Origin of the sequence: Acinetobacter higginsii, from assembly GCF_000369525.1 — a bacterium.
Classification (GTDB): Bacteria; Pseudomonadota; Gammaproteobacteria; order Pseudomonadales; family Moraxellaceae; genus Acinetobacter; species Acinetobacter higginsii.
This window is the reverse complement of record NZ_KB850070.1, coordinates 260,782-276,725: the sequence shown is the minus strand read 5'-3', so window position 1 is coordinate 276,725 and position 15,944 is coordinate 260,782. Positions and strand designations below refer to the sequence as shown.

Genomic DNA, 15,944 nt, shown 5'->3' with positions numbered 1-15,944 from the left:
GTTGTACACAATTGTGTCTATAAAAGCTTTACCCGATTTGTTTAAATGTAAGGCATAATGGTATTAAGCGCAAATGTGCAGCGTCCTGAGTTGAGTATTGTGTCGTGAAAAATTCTAAAAAATCTATCATGCATGTTTTAAGCATGTCTATCTTGTTGGCCTGGAGTTCAACAAGTTTTGCTGAACTAGTTGTGAATAACAATCCAGCTTCTTCGCGTGTGAGCGGTTCAGCTTCGATGAATTGGTCTGCAACTGATGCAAGTCAGTTGATGGAAGATGATGATCCAGTAGAAATTAGCCCACAAGGTTCAACCTCTGTTACCACGACATTGCGTAATGGCGGTTCAGCAACAATTACATCTTCAACGGCGCCACAGTCGTCGACACAGATTCGCGATACCTTTGGGTATAGCAGTCAGCCTTCAGTCAATGCACGTGCTGCTTTGGTGATGGACGCGCAAACGGGTGAAGTACTGTACAGTAAAAACAGTAATATGTCGGTACCCATTGCATCGATTACTAAGTTGATGACGGCTGTCGTCACGGCAGATGCACGTTTAAACATGTCAGAAGAAATTACGCTAGAGTCAATCGATTTTGCTGGTGCAGGCGGTAAGAACTCAAGTTCAACCCTACGTGCAGGCGATACCATGAATCGCGCAGAAGCACTTTTGTTTGCATTAATGAAGTCTGAGAATCCAGCTGCAGCTGCATTAGCACGTACCTATCCAGGTGGTCGTTCTGCATTTATTGCGGCAATGAATGCAAAAGCGAGGCAATTGGGTATGACATCTACGCGTTATGCTGAATCTACAGGTTTAGATCCACATAATGTTTCTTCAGCACGTGATTTGGGTATTCTGGTGAGTACCGCTTCACAATACGGCTTGATTCGTCAATTCTCTACCACACCGACCTACGACTTTAATTTAGGTTATCGTGTGCTGAAATCCAATAATACCAATGCGTTGGTACGTAATGGCGGTTGGAACATTAATTTGTCAAAAACAGGTTATATCAATGAAGCAGGTCGTTGTGTAGTGATGCATACCACTGTGAATTCACGTCCAGCGGTTGTGGTGTTATTAGGTGCGCCAAGTTCGCAAGCACGTAATAGCGATGCAACGAATTTATTAAGCTGGTTAAGCACTTTGCCAAAACGCGTTTAGTTCTCTTAAGTCAAAAAACTCCTCTTTATGGGGAGTTTTTTTATGCCTGAATAATGCGACACAACTTGTCTTATTTCAATAAATTATGTTCGTTTTTTGGGCCAGAATCGGCTAATGTGTGCATACAACAAAAAATGATGACACACCATTATGAATGCGATGCAACACGCACGGATTTCTGCAAAACGCTGGGGTGGGGAACCCGAAGACTACTATGAATTACATGCGTTTATAGACAGTACCAAAAGCCTATGTAGTGATGCACGACATCGAATTTTGCATACCTTGTGGGGCGTAAATTCGGTTGTGGTTCCTGTGTTTGGGCATAGCCTTCAAAATAGTGCAGGCAAATCAATTGATATTAAAGATTTGTGCGAACGTGATCATTTATTGGTGGATTACCAACAACGTTTTATTCCGACACTCAATGATTTTGTAAATGCGATAGACGCAAGACAATTGCCTAAGAACTTTGAACAGCATTTAGAACAATTACATCATGATTATGTGCAGGACAAAACACTTTCACAATTAATGTTATCGCCTTTAGCACTAACAGGAAAATTATATTCGCTGTTGCTCACTCATAATAGTTGGTTTATCTACGATATTTTGCCAAGGATTGGGCAACAGCTGAAACTGGACAATATTGTGTATAGCCCCGCTGATTTTTTTAATGCCATGCATTTTGAATTATGGATGGATAATGGCATGGCAATCCCTGCAAGTGCTCAAGCATTACATCAAATAAAACAAACAACTCAATCATAAATGAATTAAGGGGAACACCATGACGACTTACGTAATTCGTGCCAAATACTTTGGTTATAACGATGAAGTGTTTTATGTGGCAGGCAATCGTATTGCCAATGTTTTTGAGGATAAAGCCCAAGCCGAAGCTGCATATAAAAAGCTTGAAATTGATGGGGCGAGAGATTTTGCCCTGTATGAAGTGGAATCCCTGTTTGATGCAGATGAAGTATTGCTAAAACAACTGGATGATTTTGTGTTTTCACGTTGTGGTGAGCATGTCTGTGAAGATGGGGATATTTCAGATGATGTATTACCTGAAAGCTTAAGCGATGAAGATACCTTTGAATTTATTCAATTGGCAGGAATGCAAAAATTTCAACTGGTACAGTTTGAACATGAGGCTCGGTTTTATGCGCTTTGGTCAGTCAAAAAACAGAAATGGGTGGAAGAGCATGATGAGTTTTTTGCCAGTTTGGCTTATGCAGATCAACCTGAGCAATTAAAAACCAATGTTGGAACTATTTTTGCAGATTATGACTATGGTGATATTCAGCTTAAAGGCTCACTTGATGATTTGTCTGATCAGCCTGTACTCTTACAGGCAATGATCACAACGCAATCGGGTTTGAAATACGACCAGAAAAGCCAAATTTTAACAATTATGCAGGGTTGGGAAGAAGAAGCTTTGTATGCGGTTAATCCTTTACTCAAACAACCATTATTTGAAATCAAAGAAATTGAGCTTGAAGAAATTCAAAGGATCGAAAAAGAATTGGCTAAGCAATATAGTTACGATGAAGATTATGAATACGAAGAAGAATAAGGCTTATCTTTAGCCCATAAAAAAACCAGTTGCAGGCAACTGGTTTTTTTATTTCAGTATGTATGCTTACATATTTGAAAGAATTGAATCTTTCACTTGATCCATCGTCGCGTCAATTGACAACATCACGGCATCAGCACATTGTTTGATTGCAGTGTCAGGATCTTTTAAGCCATTGCCTGTAACAGTACATACAATCACAGAACCTTCAGCAATTTTACCTGCTTTCAGGTCACGGATCGCACCACCGATAGATGCTGCTGAAGCAGGTTCAACAAACACACCTTCATACATTGAAAGCAAACGTTGTGCTTCTAGAATTTCAGCATCAGTCAGTTCATCAAACCAACCTTTAGAATCACGTACCACTGCTTTAGCATGGTTCCAGCTTTGTGGATTACCGATACGAATTGCTGTTGCAACCGTTTCTGGGTTCTCTACAGGTGCACCACGTAAGAATGGGGCAGCACCAGAAGCTTGATAACCAACCATTGTTGGTAAGCCTTCTGGTTTAGGACCAGTGAATTGATCTGTTGCAGCATCGTAAATCACTTGCTCAAACTGATCTGCAGGTTGGTTTGCAACCGCTTCGGTATAACCCATCCAGTGTGCTGTGATGTTACCAGCATTACCGACTGGTAAGCAGTGATAATCAGGAGCACGGCCCAATGCTTCTACGATTTCATAAGCAATGGTTTTTTGACCTTGCAGACGGTATGGGTTGATTGAGTTTACAATCGTTACAGGTGCTTGATCTGCAACTTCTTTGACCAGACGCATGCCGTCATCGAAGTTACCACGGATTTGCATAGTGATCGCGCCGTACATCATTGCCTGCGCCATTTTACCCATGGCAATTTTGCCTTCTGGGATTAATACGAACGCTTTAATACCTGCACGTGCTGCATACGCTGCTGCGGCTGCTGAAGTATTACCTGTAGATGCACAGATAATCGCTTTCGAGCCTTCTTCAACTGCTTTGGTCACCGCCATGGTCATACCACGGTCTTTAAATGAACCGGTCGGGTTCAGACCTTCGTATTTCACATAGATTTCTACGTTTTTGCCAATAATACGTGGAATGTTCTCTAGTTTAATCAGTGGGGTATTCCCTTCACCTAAAGAAATTGCGCGTGTAGTTGCAGACACAGGTAAACGGTCACGATAACGATCTACAAGACCAGTATAACGATTGGCATTCGACATGATGGTGTTCCAATATGAGGTAGAGCGGGGTGAGGGAAGTCATTTTCCCTCAACCTGATTAACTATCGAGCGATTCTAAACGAATTCTTACGATTTCGCCACGAATTGCAGGTAATGCTTGAATTTGTGCTAGTGCTTCATCCATTTTTGATTCAACGATCGGATCCGTTAAAATCACAATAGGAATCAAGTCTTTTAAGCGTGATTGCTGCATGATGGCATCAATACTAATGCCTGCACGGCTGAGAATCGTCGTGACATCAGCCAATACGCCAGTTTGGTCTTCAGCATTGAGACGGATGTAATAACCAGTGGTCATTTCTTCACGGCTCAAGATTGGCACGTTAGTCAATGCTTCAAAAGCAAGTTGAGGAATGGTACCTGCACCGTCTTCGGTATATGAAATATCACGAACGATATCAATCACGTCAGCAACCACAGCAGAAGCGGTTGGACCTGCGCCTGCACCAGCACCGTAATACAAAGTAGGACCAACTGCATTGGCCTGTACCAAGACTGCATTTTTAACGCCATTGACGTTAGCAATCAATTCTTCAGCAGGAATTAAAGTTGGATGTACACGTAACTCAATGCCTTTATCTGCACGACGTGCGATACCTAAGTGCTTGATACGGAAACCAAGTTCCTCTGCATATTTCACATCTTGCGCAGTGATTTTGCTGATGCCTTCGGTATAGACCTTATTAAATTGCAATGGGATACCAAAAGCACATGACGCCAAAATCGTGAGCTTATGTGCAGCATCAATGCCTTCAACATCAAAGGTTGGGTCAGCTTCAGCGTAGCCAAGTTCTTGCGCTTCTTTTAAAACGTCTTCAAAGGCACGGCCTTTTTCACGCATTTCAGTCAGAATGAAGTTGCCTGTACCATTAATGATGCCTGCAAGCCATTCGATATGGTTCGCTGCGAGACCTTCACGGATCACTTTAATGATTGGGATACCACCCGCAACAGCTGCTTCATAGGCAATCTGAACAGCATTGTCTTCTGCTGCTTTAAACAGTTCATTACCATGTTCAGCCAGTAAAGCTTTGTTTGCAGTCACAACCTGTTTGCCATGTTTAATGGCTTCCATGATGACTTCATAAGCAGGATGAATGCCACCCATGACTTCGACCACCATATCAACATCTGGTTGACGGACGATCTCCATCAAGTCATCGCTTTGTTTAATGCCTTCGAGTTGTAAATCTGGACGTGGACGGCGTGTGCCTACGTGTGTAATTTGAATTTCTCGACCGGTACGGCGTTTAATTTCCGCAGCATTTTCTTGTAGTAATTTAAGGGCTCCACCACCTACAGTACCAAGACCGAGTATCGCCAGACGAACTGGTTTCACGTTACACTCCATTATATTCAATCATTTTAATGAAGCTTGATCATAGCTAAAAAAATGCGCAGACACTAGGGCTAAGATCATCTTTAATCTGTCGCCCGAGTCTTTGTGAATGTGTGGTGTAGTTTGAACTTATTTGTTTAAGCGTTGTACGATTTCTTCAGGCGTCATATAACCCCCTAAATATTCGCCATCGACGTTATAAATGGCTGGTGTACCATTCACGCCCATATTTAAACCCAGTTGATACTGGTCACGAACAGGGTTCTTACATTCAGCAGCCGAAACTGGTAAGCCTTTGGCAGCTTGATCGAAGGCAGCCTTACGGTCTTCACTACACCAGATCGCTTGCATGGTTGGCATGAACTGTTCGCCACGTGGCCAGGCGATGTAACGAACTTCGATTCCTTTGGCATTAATCTCTGCTAAGTGTTCATGCAGTTTATGGCAATAAGGGCAGCTTGAATCTGTAAACACATAAATCACATGTTTAGCTTTGCCACCTTGTGCAGGATAAACGATTAAGTCTTCAGTTTTGAGTGAGGCTAAATGTTTTTTATTTTCGGTTGCTTGTAAGGCATCGCTGACATTGTGCAGTTGTTTATCACCTAAACGCACCACATCACCTTGAATAATGTATTGACCATCAGCAGTGGCATAGACTGAACCCATCCCTTCCAGACTCACCCAATAAAGGTTTGGAACTTCAGTTTTTTTGATGCTCAGGATTTTCGCGTTGATATTGGCTGTTTTAAAGTTTTTTTCTAAGGTCGAGACCAAACGCTGTTGTGCATTGCGTTCGTTTAATGTTGATGCTTCACCTGTCGCTGGTGCACTTGCTGTGAGCGCATCTTGTTTTTGTGCTGAGTTTTCTTTTGAGCAAGCACTGACTAATAATGTTGATGCTAATGTACAAGCAATTACAAGCTGAGACCGAGTAAACAACATATAGAACCTTTTTTGTACGAATTCATTTGTATAAGGGGCCTAGCATAACAAAAAAAATGAATCACTTCGTTAAATCTTGCATAGGCTCTGTGAACAGCATCAAGTTTTGCTTGAATCCTAGATAAATGGTGGTTTTAGCCCCGTGGATGGTATTTACCATGTAATTCTTGCATTCGCTGTTGCGCGACATGGGTGTAAATTTGCGTAGTAGATAGGTCACTATGTCCAAGTAGCATTTGTACCACACGTAAATCTGCGCCGTGATTGAGTAGATGAGTTGCGAAAGCATGGCGTAAGGTATGGGGAGACAATTCCGCTTGAATATTAGCTTGTACGGCATAACGCTTAATCGCATACCAAAAATTCTGTCGACTCATGATACCGCCATGTTGAGTGAGAAACAGATAGTCCGTGCTGCTTTTATACAGCTGTGGACGTGACTCAGCCAAATATCTTTCGATCCAATCACAGGCAAATTGACCCAGCGGAACGAGACGTTCTTTATTGCCCTTACCTGTGATTCGAACAAAGCCCTGTTTTAAGTTGATCAGTTCTAAACGTAAATTTAGTAATTCTGAAACACGTAGACCACAGGCGTACAGGACTTCGAACATGGCACGATCACGTAGGCCTAATGCTGTATTGATGTCAGGTGCATTGATTAATGCTTCTACATTTTGTTCAGATAAATCCTTGGGCAAGGCACGACCAATTTTAGGGGAATGGTGGGTGGCAACAGGATTATCGTCCAGTAATTTTTGTTCTCTTAAAAACTTATAAAACTGCCTTAAAGCAGAGAGACAACGTGCAATCGAACGAGGGCTTTTCCCTGCTTTGGTGAGGGCGATCAGAACATCCGCAATGTCATCACTAGACCATTGTGGTAATGCGGCGGTTTGATGTAATTCAGCACATTGAATCAGGTCGGATAAATAGGCGTTACGGGTATGTGGGCTCACGGTTTGAGCCACTAGATAATCCCGAAAACCCTGTAAAAAACTCAAATTTTCGGGGATGTTAACTGCAGCGGGAATACGAGGCTTTTTATTTAACATAAGGCGTTGAAGATATTTCTCAGTGAAAGAGGGGCGGGTATTTTAGGGAGAACGCTGCCCTGATTTATGTTTAGTTGAATTGCACTGTAAAAGAAAAATGAATTGTTGTCGATCTGTCACAGAAGCAAATGCCACTGAGATTGGTTTTGGTAATTATTCTCATTTGCTTGTATACTAGCAAAAAAGGGTTAAGGGTTAGAAGCGGTGCGATTGTCAGCATTAAAAGTCAAGCAAACAGCGATGATTACGAAAGTAAATCGCGTGGTCGATGAGACAGAACAGCCAGATTTAGTTGCAGTTCGTTTAGAAAGTTTAGGCTTTGTGCCAGGTACACAAGTACAGGTGATTACCAAAGGCATCTTTGGTGGGGATCCGATTCTAATCCAGCTCGGTTTTACGCGTTTTGCGTTACGAAAAGCGGAAGCGGATAAAATTGAAATTCAACTTGAAGGAGCACCTGCATGAGTGATGCGTTACGTGTTGCCCTTGTGGGAAATCCAAACTGTGGTAAGACATCTTTATTTAACCATTTGACTGGTACACGCCAAAAAGTTGCCAACTATGCGGGTGTGACGGTTGAACGTAAAGTCGGGCACTTTCAGCTTCCTTCGGGGAAAGCGGTGCGTGTTCTGGATTTGCCAGGAACCTATAGTTTACAGGCGACCAGCCCAGATGAAGAAATTACCCGTGATGTCTGCCAAGGTAAAATTGCGGAAGAAGGGCAACAAGATGCCTTCTTGTGTGTGGTGGATGCAACCAACTTAAAGCTACATCTTGGTTTGGTGTTAGAAATTATTGAGTTGGGTCGTCCTATCCTTGTGGTGTTGAATATGATGGATGAAGCGCGTCGTCGCGGTATCCAGATCAATACACAAAAACTTTCTGAGCGTCTCGGTGTACCTGTGGTTGAAACGGTTGCAGTACGTAGCTCGGGCATTGAAAACTTATTGCACGCATTGGATCAAGGAAAGTACTCTGTTCCTCAGACTGAGCTCAGTGGTCTGGCAGGCACGCCACATCAAAAAATTGAAGTGATTTTCAAAGATGTGGTGAACTTTGTTGATCAGGAAGATAAGCGTACTGATTTTCTAGATAAGATTTTCTTACATCCAGTGCTTGGCCTACTGAGCCTTGCAATCATGATGTTCATCGTTTTCCAAGCTGTTTTTTCATGGGCTGAACCATTTAAGGGCGCAATCGAAGATGGTGTAGTGCCATGGTTGGGAGAGTGGTTGACGGAAACAATTAGTCATCCTGTGCTGCAAAGCTTGTTGGTTGATGGTGTGCTTGCTGGTGCGGGGACTGTGGTTGCATTCTTACCGCAAATTTTAATCCTATTCTTCTTCATTCTTGTATTGGAAGAGTCGGGTTATCTACCACGTGCCGCATTTTTGCTTGACAAATTGATGTTCAAAGCGGGTTTGAGTGGGCGCTCTTTTATCCCGTTGTTATCGAGTTTTGCTTGTGCAATTCCAGGCATTATGGCAACCCGCAGTATTAGTGATCCACGTGATCGTTTTACCACGATCATGGTTGCGCCGTTAATGACCTGTTCTGCACGCTTGCCTGTTTATGCCTTGTTGATTGGTGCATTTATTCCAAGTGAAACGGTATTGGGGATCTTTAATTTGCAAGGTCTGGTGCTGTTCGGTTTATATATGGGTGGCATTGTAAGTGCGCTCTGTGTTGCATTTGTGATGAAATTTTTGCAAAAGGACAAAACCCAGCATGCGTTGTTGATGGAATTACCAAGCTATCGTTTTCCTGATATGAGAAGTGTGGCAATCGGTTTACTAGAGCGTGCAAAAATCTTCTTGCGTCGTGTTGGTGGAATCATTGTTGCCTTGACCGTAATTCTTTGGTTCTTGTGTACTTTCCCACAAGCTCCTGAAGGTGCGACGCAACCTGCGATTGATTATAGCTTGGCGGGTATGCTTGGGCATTTATTACATCCAATTTTTGCGCCTTTAGGTTTTAACTGGCAGATTGTCGTTGCACTTATTCCAGCTATGGCGGCACGTGAAGTTGTGGTTGCTGCTTTGGGTACCGTGTATGCCTTATCTGGGGCAGATGATGATGCAGTTGCACAAGGTTTGACTCATCTGATCAGTGCTGATGGTTCGGGTTGGTCATTAGCAACTGGCTTGTCATTATTGGTCTGGTTTATCTATGCACCACATTGTTTAGCCACTTTAGCAACGGTACGCCGTGAAACAGGCTCATGGAAACATGTAGCGGTCATGACGGTTTATCTATTTGGTTTAGCTTATTTAATGTCGTTCTTCACCTACCAAATTGCATCACGCATTTGGGGTTAAGAAATCCCACCTCGCCTCCCTTTAAAAAGGGAGGGAATCATTGGAGAGACGCTTATGTTTGAGTACTTGATTGTTGCTGTATTGGTGCTGTGGAGTGCTGTTGTAGTGTTTAAGAAGGTGCTTCCTCAAACAGCAAGTTCAGCATTTCTGAGTCTGTCAAATCTTTGTCAGCGACTAGGTTGGCAACGTTTGGCGACATGGTTAAAACCGAAAATGGCAGCTGGTTGTGGCGGAAATTGTGGTTGTTCTACGGATGAAGCGGAGAACAAAAAAGCAGAGCCTGTTCAAACAGTGAAATGGCGTTAAGCGCAATCTTAAAATTGCCCATCTTAAGATGGGCAATTTTTTTTGGAAAAGAAAAAATGAATCATACGGATATGAGTGAGAAGACATCGTTAAGCTTAAAACATAAATGGATTTTATTGGGTTTTGTGCTATTGATGACTTTGCTTTATCTCTCTGCTTTGTCAAAAAATCTGAATATTTATAAAGAAACAGTTTTATGGCTACTTTCATGTTCCATCTTGACGTATCTATGGTTAAAACCCGAATTGATTGAACTTAAATTCAAGCACTATGTATTTAAATCTGTAGATTGGCTGGGGGTTGTGATCCTAGTTTTATTGGGGATTGGCTTTTTTATACCTGCCTAAGCTTTTACGCACTGACACAAAAAAGATTGAATAAAACCAAAACTGAAAAAGCATTTAAAACAGTAAAGTGCTAACATTTTTGCCATTCTGTAATCTGCAAAAAATGGGGCGAAAATGTTAATACAACGTGGTGGATTAAAAGTTGTGGCTGGCTTGGGTATTTCGGGTGTGTCAGCAGTCAACTTTCTACATGAACAGGGCTACCAAGTTGCAGTAACAGACTCACGAGCAACCCCACCTGGACATGATCAGATTCCAGCAGGTGTTCGTACCAGTTTTGGTCAACTCGATACCGAGCTTTTATTACAAGCAGAAGAAATTATTCTTAGTCCAGGGCTTGCACCTCAACTTCCAGAAATTCAACAGGCCGTTGAAAAAGGTATCCCAGTGGTTGGTGATATTCAATTATTACGCCGTGCGACTGAGGTGCCAATTATTGCGATTACAGGATCAAATGCAAAAAGTACCGTGACCACATTAATCGGCTTGATGGCACAAGATGCTGGCAAAAATGTGGCTGTCGGTGGCAATTTAGGTCGCCCTGCATTAGATTTATTAAAAGATAAACCTGATTTGATTATTTTAGAGTTATCGAGCTTTCAACTTGAAACCACATCACATTTAAATGCAGAAGTTGCTGTGGTGTTGAATATGAGTGAAGATCATTTAGATCGTCATGGTGATATGCTGGGTTATCACAAAGCCAAACATCGTATTTTTCAGGGTGTGAAAAAAGTCGTTTATAACCGTGATGACAATCTAAGCCGTCCATTGGTTCCAGATGTTACCCCAATGCAAAGTTTTGGTCTGAATGCACCTGATTTAAATCAATATGGTGTGTTGCGTGATGCCGATGGCAGCATGTGGTTAGCACGTGGAAGAGAGCGTTTGCTGAGAACCTCTGAGATGTACATTCAAGGCATGCACAACGTTGCTAATGCGTTGGCGTGTTTGGCATTGGGTGAGGCGATTGGTTTGCCTACAGATTCGATGTTTGAAACGCTTAAGCATTTTAAGGGCTTGGAACATCGTTGTGAGTATGTCGAAACGATTGATGGTGTACGCTATTACAATGATTCTAAAGGCACCAATGTCGGTGCGACGCTAGCTGCAATTGATGGCCTTGGTGCTGCAATTGAAGTGAACAAAGGGAAGTTAGCCTTGATCTTAGGTGGGCAAGGCAAGGGGCAGGATTTCAAGCCTCTCCGTGATGCGATTCAAAAATATGTGAAATCGGTGATTCTCATTGGTGAAGATGCTGCGGTGATTGAACAGGCGATTAAAGGTACAACAGTTATTCAGCATGCAAATAGCTTAAAAGAAGCGGTCGAACTGGCTCAAAAAGCCACACAAGCGGAAGATGTCGTTTTACTTTCACCAGCTTGTGCAAGCTTTGATATGTTTAAAAGCTACAATGATCGTGGGCATCAATTCGTGGCATGTGTAAATGCCTTGAACGAAAAGAAGAACTAGGAACAAGACTATGGCTGATTTAGCCCAAAATACGGTGCAAAAGATTTCGCAGTTGCTGAATCGTTTACCCAAGCTTCCAGCAGAAATGACAGCGCGGAATATCCTGATTTTTTGTGTGATTTCTTTACTGTGTTTCGGTTCGGTTATGGTGGCATCTGCTTCGATGCCATATGCAGAATATATCCATGAAAGCCCATTTTATTTCTTGATTCGTCATGGTATCTCAATTGTCGTGGCTGCGCTGGTGGCGTTTCTGACTTATCGGGTGTCATTAAATCTGTGGTTTAAAAATGCCTTTCCTTTATGGCTCATTACCATCGTATTGCTGTTGGCGGTGCTGGTGGTGGGTTCTGAAGTGAATGGTGCCCATCGCTGGATTAAGGTCGGTGGTTTTACTTTGCAGCCAACCGAGATTGCCAAAATTGTGATGGCAATTTTTACTGCTGATTATGTGGTGCGTCGAGCCAAAGAAGTCCGTACCCACTGGAAAGGTTTATTGCGTTTAAGTGGGGTGATGGCTTTAACGGTTGGTTTTATTGTTGCTGAGCCTGACTTGGGCGCAACTGTCGTTATCGTGTTAATGATGGTGGGTGTATTCTTCTTGGCGGGTGCACCTGCAACGCAGTTCTTGATTATGCTGGGTGCAATCTTTGCAGGTGTCAGTGCATTAATTATTTTCGAACCATTCCGCTTCCAACGCTTGATTTCGTTTACTAACCCTTGGGCAGATCCATTGGGTGTGGGGTATCAGCTCTCCAATGCTTTGATGGCCTTTGGTCGTGGTGAGTGGTTTGGTACGGGCTTAGGGCACAGTGTGCAGAAGCTCTCATATCTACCTGAAGCACATACCGACTTTATGTTGGCGGTGTTAGGTGAGGAGTTTGGTTTCTTTGGCGTGTCGATCGTGATGGTGCTGTCGTTTACTATGCTGGCGTGTTGTATCCGTATTGGTCACCGTGCCTTACAGCATAATTACTTACGTGCAGGTTATCTGGCCTACGGGATTAGTATCATCTTCCTGATGCAGATTTTGGTCAATGCAGGCATGAATATGGGCTTGATGCCAACCAAAGGTTTGACTCTGCCTTTCATTAGTTATGGCGGTACATCACTCATGATGTGTGCGGCGATGATTAGCTTGATTCTAAAAATTGATGCGTCAACGCAAGAGTTGAATCCTGTAAAAGAAGAATCAAATTTCTGATAGACGTCTCTCCCTCTTTCTTTATCCAAATATGATGTGAGATAAAGGAAGAGGGGAATCTGTATTTATTGTATTTTTTGATATGGCGGTAATGCGGTACCAGCCTCTTCAACCAAATTCATTAATATTTTATATTCTGCATAGCTATCATTTAAGTAATTAAGTTCAGCGTCTTTTTTTTCATGACGAAGAATTTCAGCATGATATTGATAACGTTTTTCTAAATAATCCTTATCTAACCCAAGCGCAATAATCATGAGTTCCTGTGACCAATGCATTTGCACTAGAATATGATCAATCGCATCTCCATATGCCCATGTTTGTAGACTTTTGAGATTGCCGTTTGCGAAATGCTGATGCAAAAAATTTACAAGTCGATCAAACTCTGGGAAAAAAATTTGGATGCCATAGTTACTTTCCCATCTTGAGTTTAAATTAAAATTTAATGCATAAAATTGTTCAGCTCCAGATACTCTTTTTGTTGTATCTCTAATATCTGGTATGTCGACTCTAACTTTAAGTTTCTTGGTAAATTTACTTTTCATCTCTTCTGTTAAGAAATGATTTGTCAAATCCAAAGTTAGATCAATGTCTGGAGATTGGGTTAAACTCCACAAGATAACTTTGAGTTGATAAAAAATACTTTTTCTATCGCTAATAAGTATGAAATGTCTCATTCCACTATTCATATTAGTTTCAGCGTCAGGGCGATTCCATTGGGGGTCAATAAAATCATAATTTCGATAAAACCGATGTAACTCTAGCTTTTTTAAAACGGGGTGATGTAAACACCATAGCTTAAACAATTCTTCAGCTTTTTTTATATTTCGTGGCGCCTGAATATTGTCCAGATCAAAGACCTGTTGTTCAGTGCTTAAGGGTTTAAGAAAAGATTTAAGAATTGCTGAGACCGCATTGGTTGGGACTTGGAGAACGCTTACTCCCCATGCCACAAAGCGTGGTTCATAAAAACCGACTCCTGAAGCCCGAACAGCTTCATAAAATACTCTGTATAACGCATCACCTTGCGCCAAAATATCGAAATGTTCTAATTCTAATATCGCACACGGTGCCGTTGTTAGACCGTGCTGTAAACCTATAACCCAGTCCTGTATTTCATTAGAAAAGAACTCGCTATATTTTGGATCGGTTACTTTTATAACAATATAATTAATCCATGCCTGTAGTGTCTTGCCTTGACTCACCGTATCTCGGTGCTGTTGATATAAATCATAAGCTGCACGCTCAGAATCATTCAGCGAAGGAATCTCGGCTGTAAAAATTTCAGGTTCCCATAAATAAATTGCACCTAAAGACATATGTTTCCCCTTTAATTTGTTGTCTCAAATTTTTAATGTGATGAAAGCTTTTTATTTTGGTGATTGATTTTATTTTAGTTAATTGTTTTTATAAATAGATTCCAGTTAAATGCTCACCTTTTGGAATCAGCTTGACATCCCATTGCTGCACGGCTTGTTGTAGCATAATCCGCGGTTGATTCAGTTCCACCGCAGGTTGGCCTAAAGCCAAGATCGCTTGCTGTAACAGTTTGGGGGCTTGAGTGATATCCAGTGCTTGTGCCAGATTCTGTTTAGACAGTTTTTGCCCTTGATCGTTCATGGCAAGTGGTAAATGCATATAGCTTAAACTTGGATAACCCAGTAAAGAACCTAACCAGATTTGTCGAGCGGTGTTATCAAGTAAGTCCGCACCGCGTACAACATGCGTGATGCCTTGCAGATAATCATCGACCACTACTGCCAATTGATAGCTGATAATGCCATCACGACGCTTTAATACAAAATCACCCAGATCATGCTGTAAGTTAGAACACTGCTGGCCTTGTAAGCGGTCTTGAAAACAAATCTGTTGATCCGTAACCTTTAAGCGAATCGCTTGATCAGCAAACGCTAAATTTAAATCTCGGCAGGTTCCAGCATAGATATGATTGGAACCCAGCATTTTACGGGTACATTGGCAGGCATAAATCGCATTGAATTGCTTGAGTTGCTCAAGCACCTGCTCATAGATCTCGAAACGATCTTTTTGAAAAATAATTTCTGCATCGGGTTCAAATTGAAAGGCATCAATGCAAGAGAGAATGTGTGCTTCACTATTGGGATAAATGCGAGGGATATCGGTATCTTCAATCCGAACCAGCCATTGGCCTTGATTGGCTTTTGCGTCGCAATAACTGGCAACTGCGGTGAGCAGGGAGCCAAAATGCAATGGGCCGGTTGGCGATGGCGCAAACCGACCCACATATGAGCGGAGATCAAGCAAAGCATTACTTTGCTTAACTTCATGGCTCAACACGGTTTTCAAAATTAACCGTTATTTTGCTTTTCTTTGATTTCAGCCAAAGTTTTGCAATCGATACATAAAGTCGCAGTTGGGCGAGCTTCTAAACGACGTAAGCCAATCTCGATACCACAAGTTTCACAGAAACCGTAGTCTTCGTTTTGAATCGCTTCAATCGATTGTTCGATTTTGCGAATGAGTTTGCGTTCACGATCACGTGTGCGTAATTCAATCGCAAATTCTTCTTCTTGCGTCGCGCGGTCATTGACGTCAGGAAGTGCACTAGATTCGTCTTGCATCGTATTTAAAGTACGATCAACTTCAGACATTAACTCTGCTTTCCATGCATTTAAAATTTGGCGGAAATGCTCAAGTTGTCCTTCAGACATATATTCTTCATTTTTCTTTGGCTGATAAGGCGCAATTCCAAATAAGCTTGCAGTCGTACCACCTTCTGAAGCTTTAGGTTTGGTTTTACGTGTACGTTTCACAGCCAATTTTTGATCGTCGATCACGTCTGTTTGTTCGTCCAAGACTTGATTTTGGTTGTCATTCGCCATATAGGGCATTCCTCATCTTACACGTACTATCTATACGCAAAAAATATGGTGATATGCAAGTGTTTTTATAGAAACCTGAGATGGTTTTTCCCATCAAGGGTCGACATCATATAGAGTTTTTGAG

16 protein-coding genes are annotated in these 15,944 nt (G+C 42.0%); 9 read left to right on the top strand and 7 right to left on the bottom strand.

The window, feature by feature from the left end:
* Positions 1 to 104: 104 nt before the first annotated feature.
* The 3 genes from pbpG to F902_RS01840 all read left to right on the top strand — a co-directional run bounded on the left by pbpG (position 105) and on the right by F902_RS01840 (position 2,745).
* Positions 105 to 1,169 carry a D-alanyl-D-alanine endopeptidase PBP7/8 gene (pbpG, locus tag F902_RS01850; protein WP_157188068.1) on the top strand — a complete coding sequence of 355 codons (1,065 nt, stop codon included), beginning with the start codon at positions 105 to 107 and terminating at the stop codon, positions 1,167 to 1,169.
* Positions 1,170 to 1,319: 150 nt separating this feature from the next.
* Positions 1,320 to 1,940: a DUF6915 family protein gene (locus F902_RS01845; RefSeq protein WP_005200594.1), complete on the top strand. Its 621-nt coding sequence runs from the start codon at positions 1,320 to 1,322 to the stop codon at positions 1,938 to 1,940.
* Positions 1,941 to 1,959: 19 nt separating this feature from the next.
* Complete coding sequence (locus F902_RS01840; protein ID WP_005200592.1) at positions 1,960 to 2,745, top strand: hypothetical protein; 786 nt, start codon at positions 1,960 to 1,962, stop codon at positions 2,743 to 2,745.
* A 66-nt stretch (positions 2,746 to 2,811) separates the two neighbouring features.
* Here the strand turns inward: F902_RS01840 and thrC are convergent, their stop codons facing one another.
* The 4 genes from thrC to xerD all read right to left on the bottom strand — a co-directional run bounded on the left by thrC (position 2,812) and on the right by xerD (position 7,311).
* Complete coding sequence (gene thrC, locus F902_RS01835) at positions 2,812 to 3,951, bottom strand: threonine synthase (RefSeq protein ID WP_004802157.1); 1,140 nt, start codon at positions 3,949 to 3,951, stop codon at positions 2,812 to 2,814.
* Positions 3,952 to 4,009: 58 nt separating this feature from the next.
* Positions 4,010 to 5,311: a homoserine dehydrogenase gene (locus F902_RS01830; protein ID WP_004802159.1), complete on the bottom strand. Its 1,302-nt coding sequence runs from the start codon at positions 5,309 to 5,311 to the stop codon at positions 4,010 to 4,012.
* 129 nt (positions 5,312 to 5,440) lie between these two features.
* On the bottom strand, positions 5,441 to 6,256 hold the full coding sequence (locus F902_RS01825) for a DsbC family protein (RefSeq protein ID WP_004802160.1): 816 nt from the start codon (positions 6,254 to 6,256) through the stop codon (positions 5,441 to 5,443).
* A gap of 134 nt (positions 6,257 to 6,390) precedes the next feature.
* Positions 6,391 to 7,311, bottom strand: coding sequence for a site-specific tyrosine recombinase XerD (xerD, locus tag F902_RS01820; RefSeq protein ID WP_005200590.1), 921 nt, complete (start codon positions 7,309 to 7,311; stop codon positions 6,391 to 6,393).
* Positions 7,312 to 7,515: 204 nt separating this feature from the next.
* Between xerD and F902_RS01815 the strand changes: the two genes are divergently transcribed.
* The 6 genes from F902_RS01815 (at position 7,516) to ftsW (ending at position 12,959) form a co-directional block, all read left to right on the top strand.
* Entirely contained in the window at positions 7,516 to 7,776 is a 261-nt protein-coding gene (locus F902_RS01815; protein WP_004656347.1) for a FeoA family protein, read from the top strand.
* Positions 7,773 to 9,629: a ferrous iron transporter B gene (gene feoB, locus F902_RS01810; protein ID WP_004802164.1), complete on the top strand. Its 1,857-nt coding sequence runs from the start codon at positions 7,773 to 7,775 to the stop codon at positions 9,627 to 9,629. Before F902_RS01815 ends, feoB begins: the two co-directional genes overlap by 4 nt.
* 54 nt (positions 9,630 to 9,683) lie before the next feature.
* Complete coding sequence (locus tag F902_RS01805; RefSeq protein WP_005200588.1) at positions 9,684 to 9,935, top strand: DUF6587 family protein; 252 nt, start codon at positions 9,684 to 9,686, stop codon at positions 9,933 to 9,935.
* 56 nt (positions 9,936 to 9,991) lie between these two features.
* A complete protein-coding gene (locus F902_RS01800; RefSeq protein ID WP_005200587.1) occupies positions 9,992 to 10,282 on the top strand; it encodes a hypothetical protein in 291 nt (96 codons plus the stop codon).
* Positions 10,283 to 10,396: 114 nt separating this feature from the next.
* Positions 10,397 to 11,755 carry a UDP-N-acetylmuramoyl-L-alanine--D-glutamate ligase gene (gene murD / locus F902_RS01795; protein WP_005200585.1) on the top strand — a complete coding sequence of 453 codons (1,359 nt, stop codon included), beginning with the start codon at positions 10,397 to 10,399 and terminating at the stop codon, positions 11,753 to 11,755.
* 10 nt (positions 11,756 to 11,765) lie between these two features.
* On the top strand, positions 11,766 to 12,959 hold the full coding sequence (gene ftsW, locus F902_RS01790; RefSeq protein ID WP_004802173.1) for a putative lipid II flippase FtsW: 1,194 nt from the start codon (positions 11,766 to 11,768) through the stop codon (positions 12,957 to 12,959).
* A gap of 65 nt (positions 12,960 to 13,024) precedes the next feature.
* Here ftsW and F902_RS01785 read toward each other — a convergent pair whose 3' ends face one another.
* The 3 genes from F902_RS01785 to dksA all read right to left on the bottom strand — a co-directional run bounded on the left by F902_RS01785 (position 13,025) and on the right by dksA (position 15,820).
* On the bottom strand, positions 13,025 to 14,278 hold the full coding sequence (locus F902_RS01785; RefSeq protein ID WP_005200584.1) for a hypothetical protein: 1,254 nt from the start codon (positions 14,276 to 14,278) through the stop codon (positions 13,025 to 13,027).
* A gap of 88 nt (positions 14,279 to 14,366) precedes the next feature.
* Positions 14,367 to 15,275: a tRNA glutamyl-Q(34) synthetase GluQRS gene (gene gluQRS, locus F902_RS01780; protein WP_005200583.1), complete on the bottom strand. Its 909-nt coding sequence runs from the start codon at positions 15,273 to 15,275 to the stop codon at positions 14,367 to 14,369.
* 11 nt (positions 15,276 to 15,286) lie between these two features.
* Complete coding sequence (gene dksA / locus F902_RS01775; RefSeq protein WP_005191824.1) at positions 15,287 to 15,820, bottom strand: RNA polymerase-binding protein DksA; 534 nt, start codon at positions 15,818 to 15,820, stop codon at positions 15,287 to 15,289.
* Positions 15,821 to 15,944: the final 124 nt, after the last annotated feature.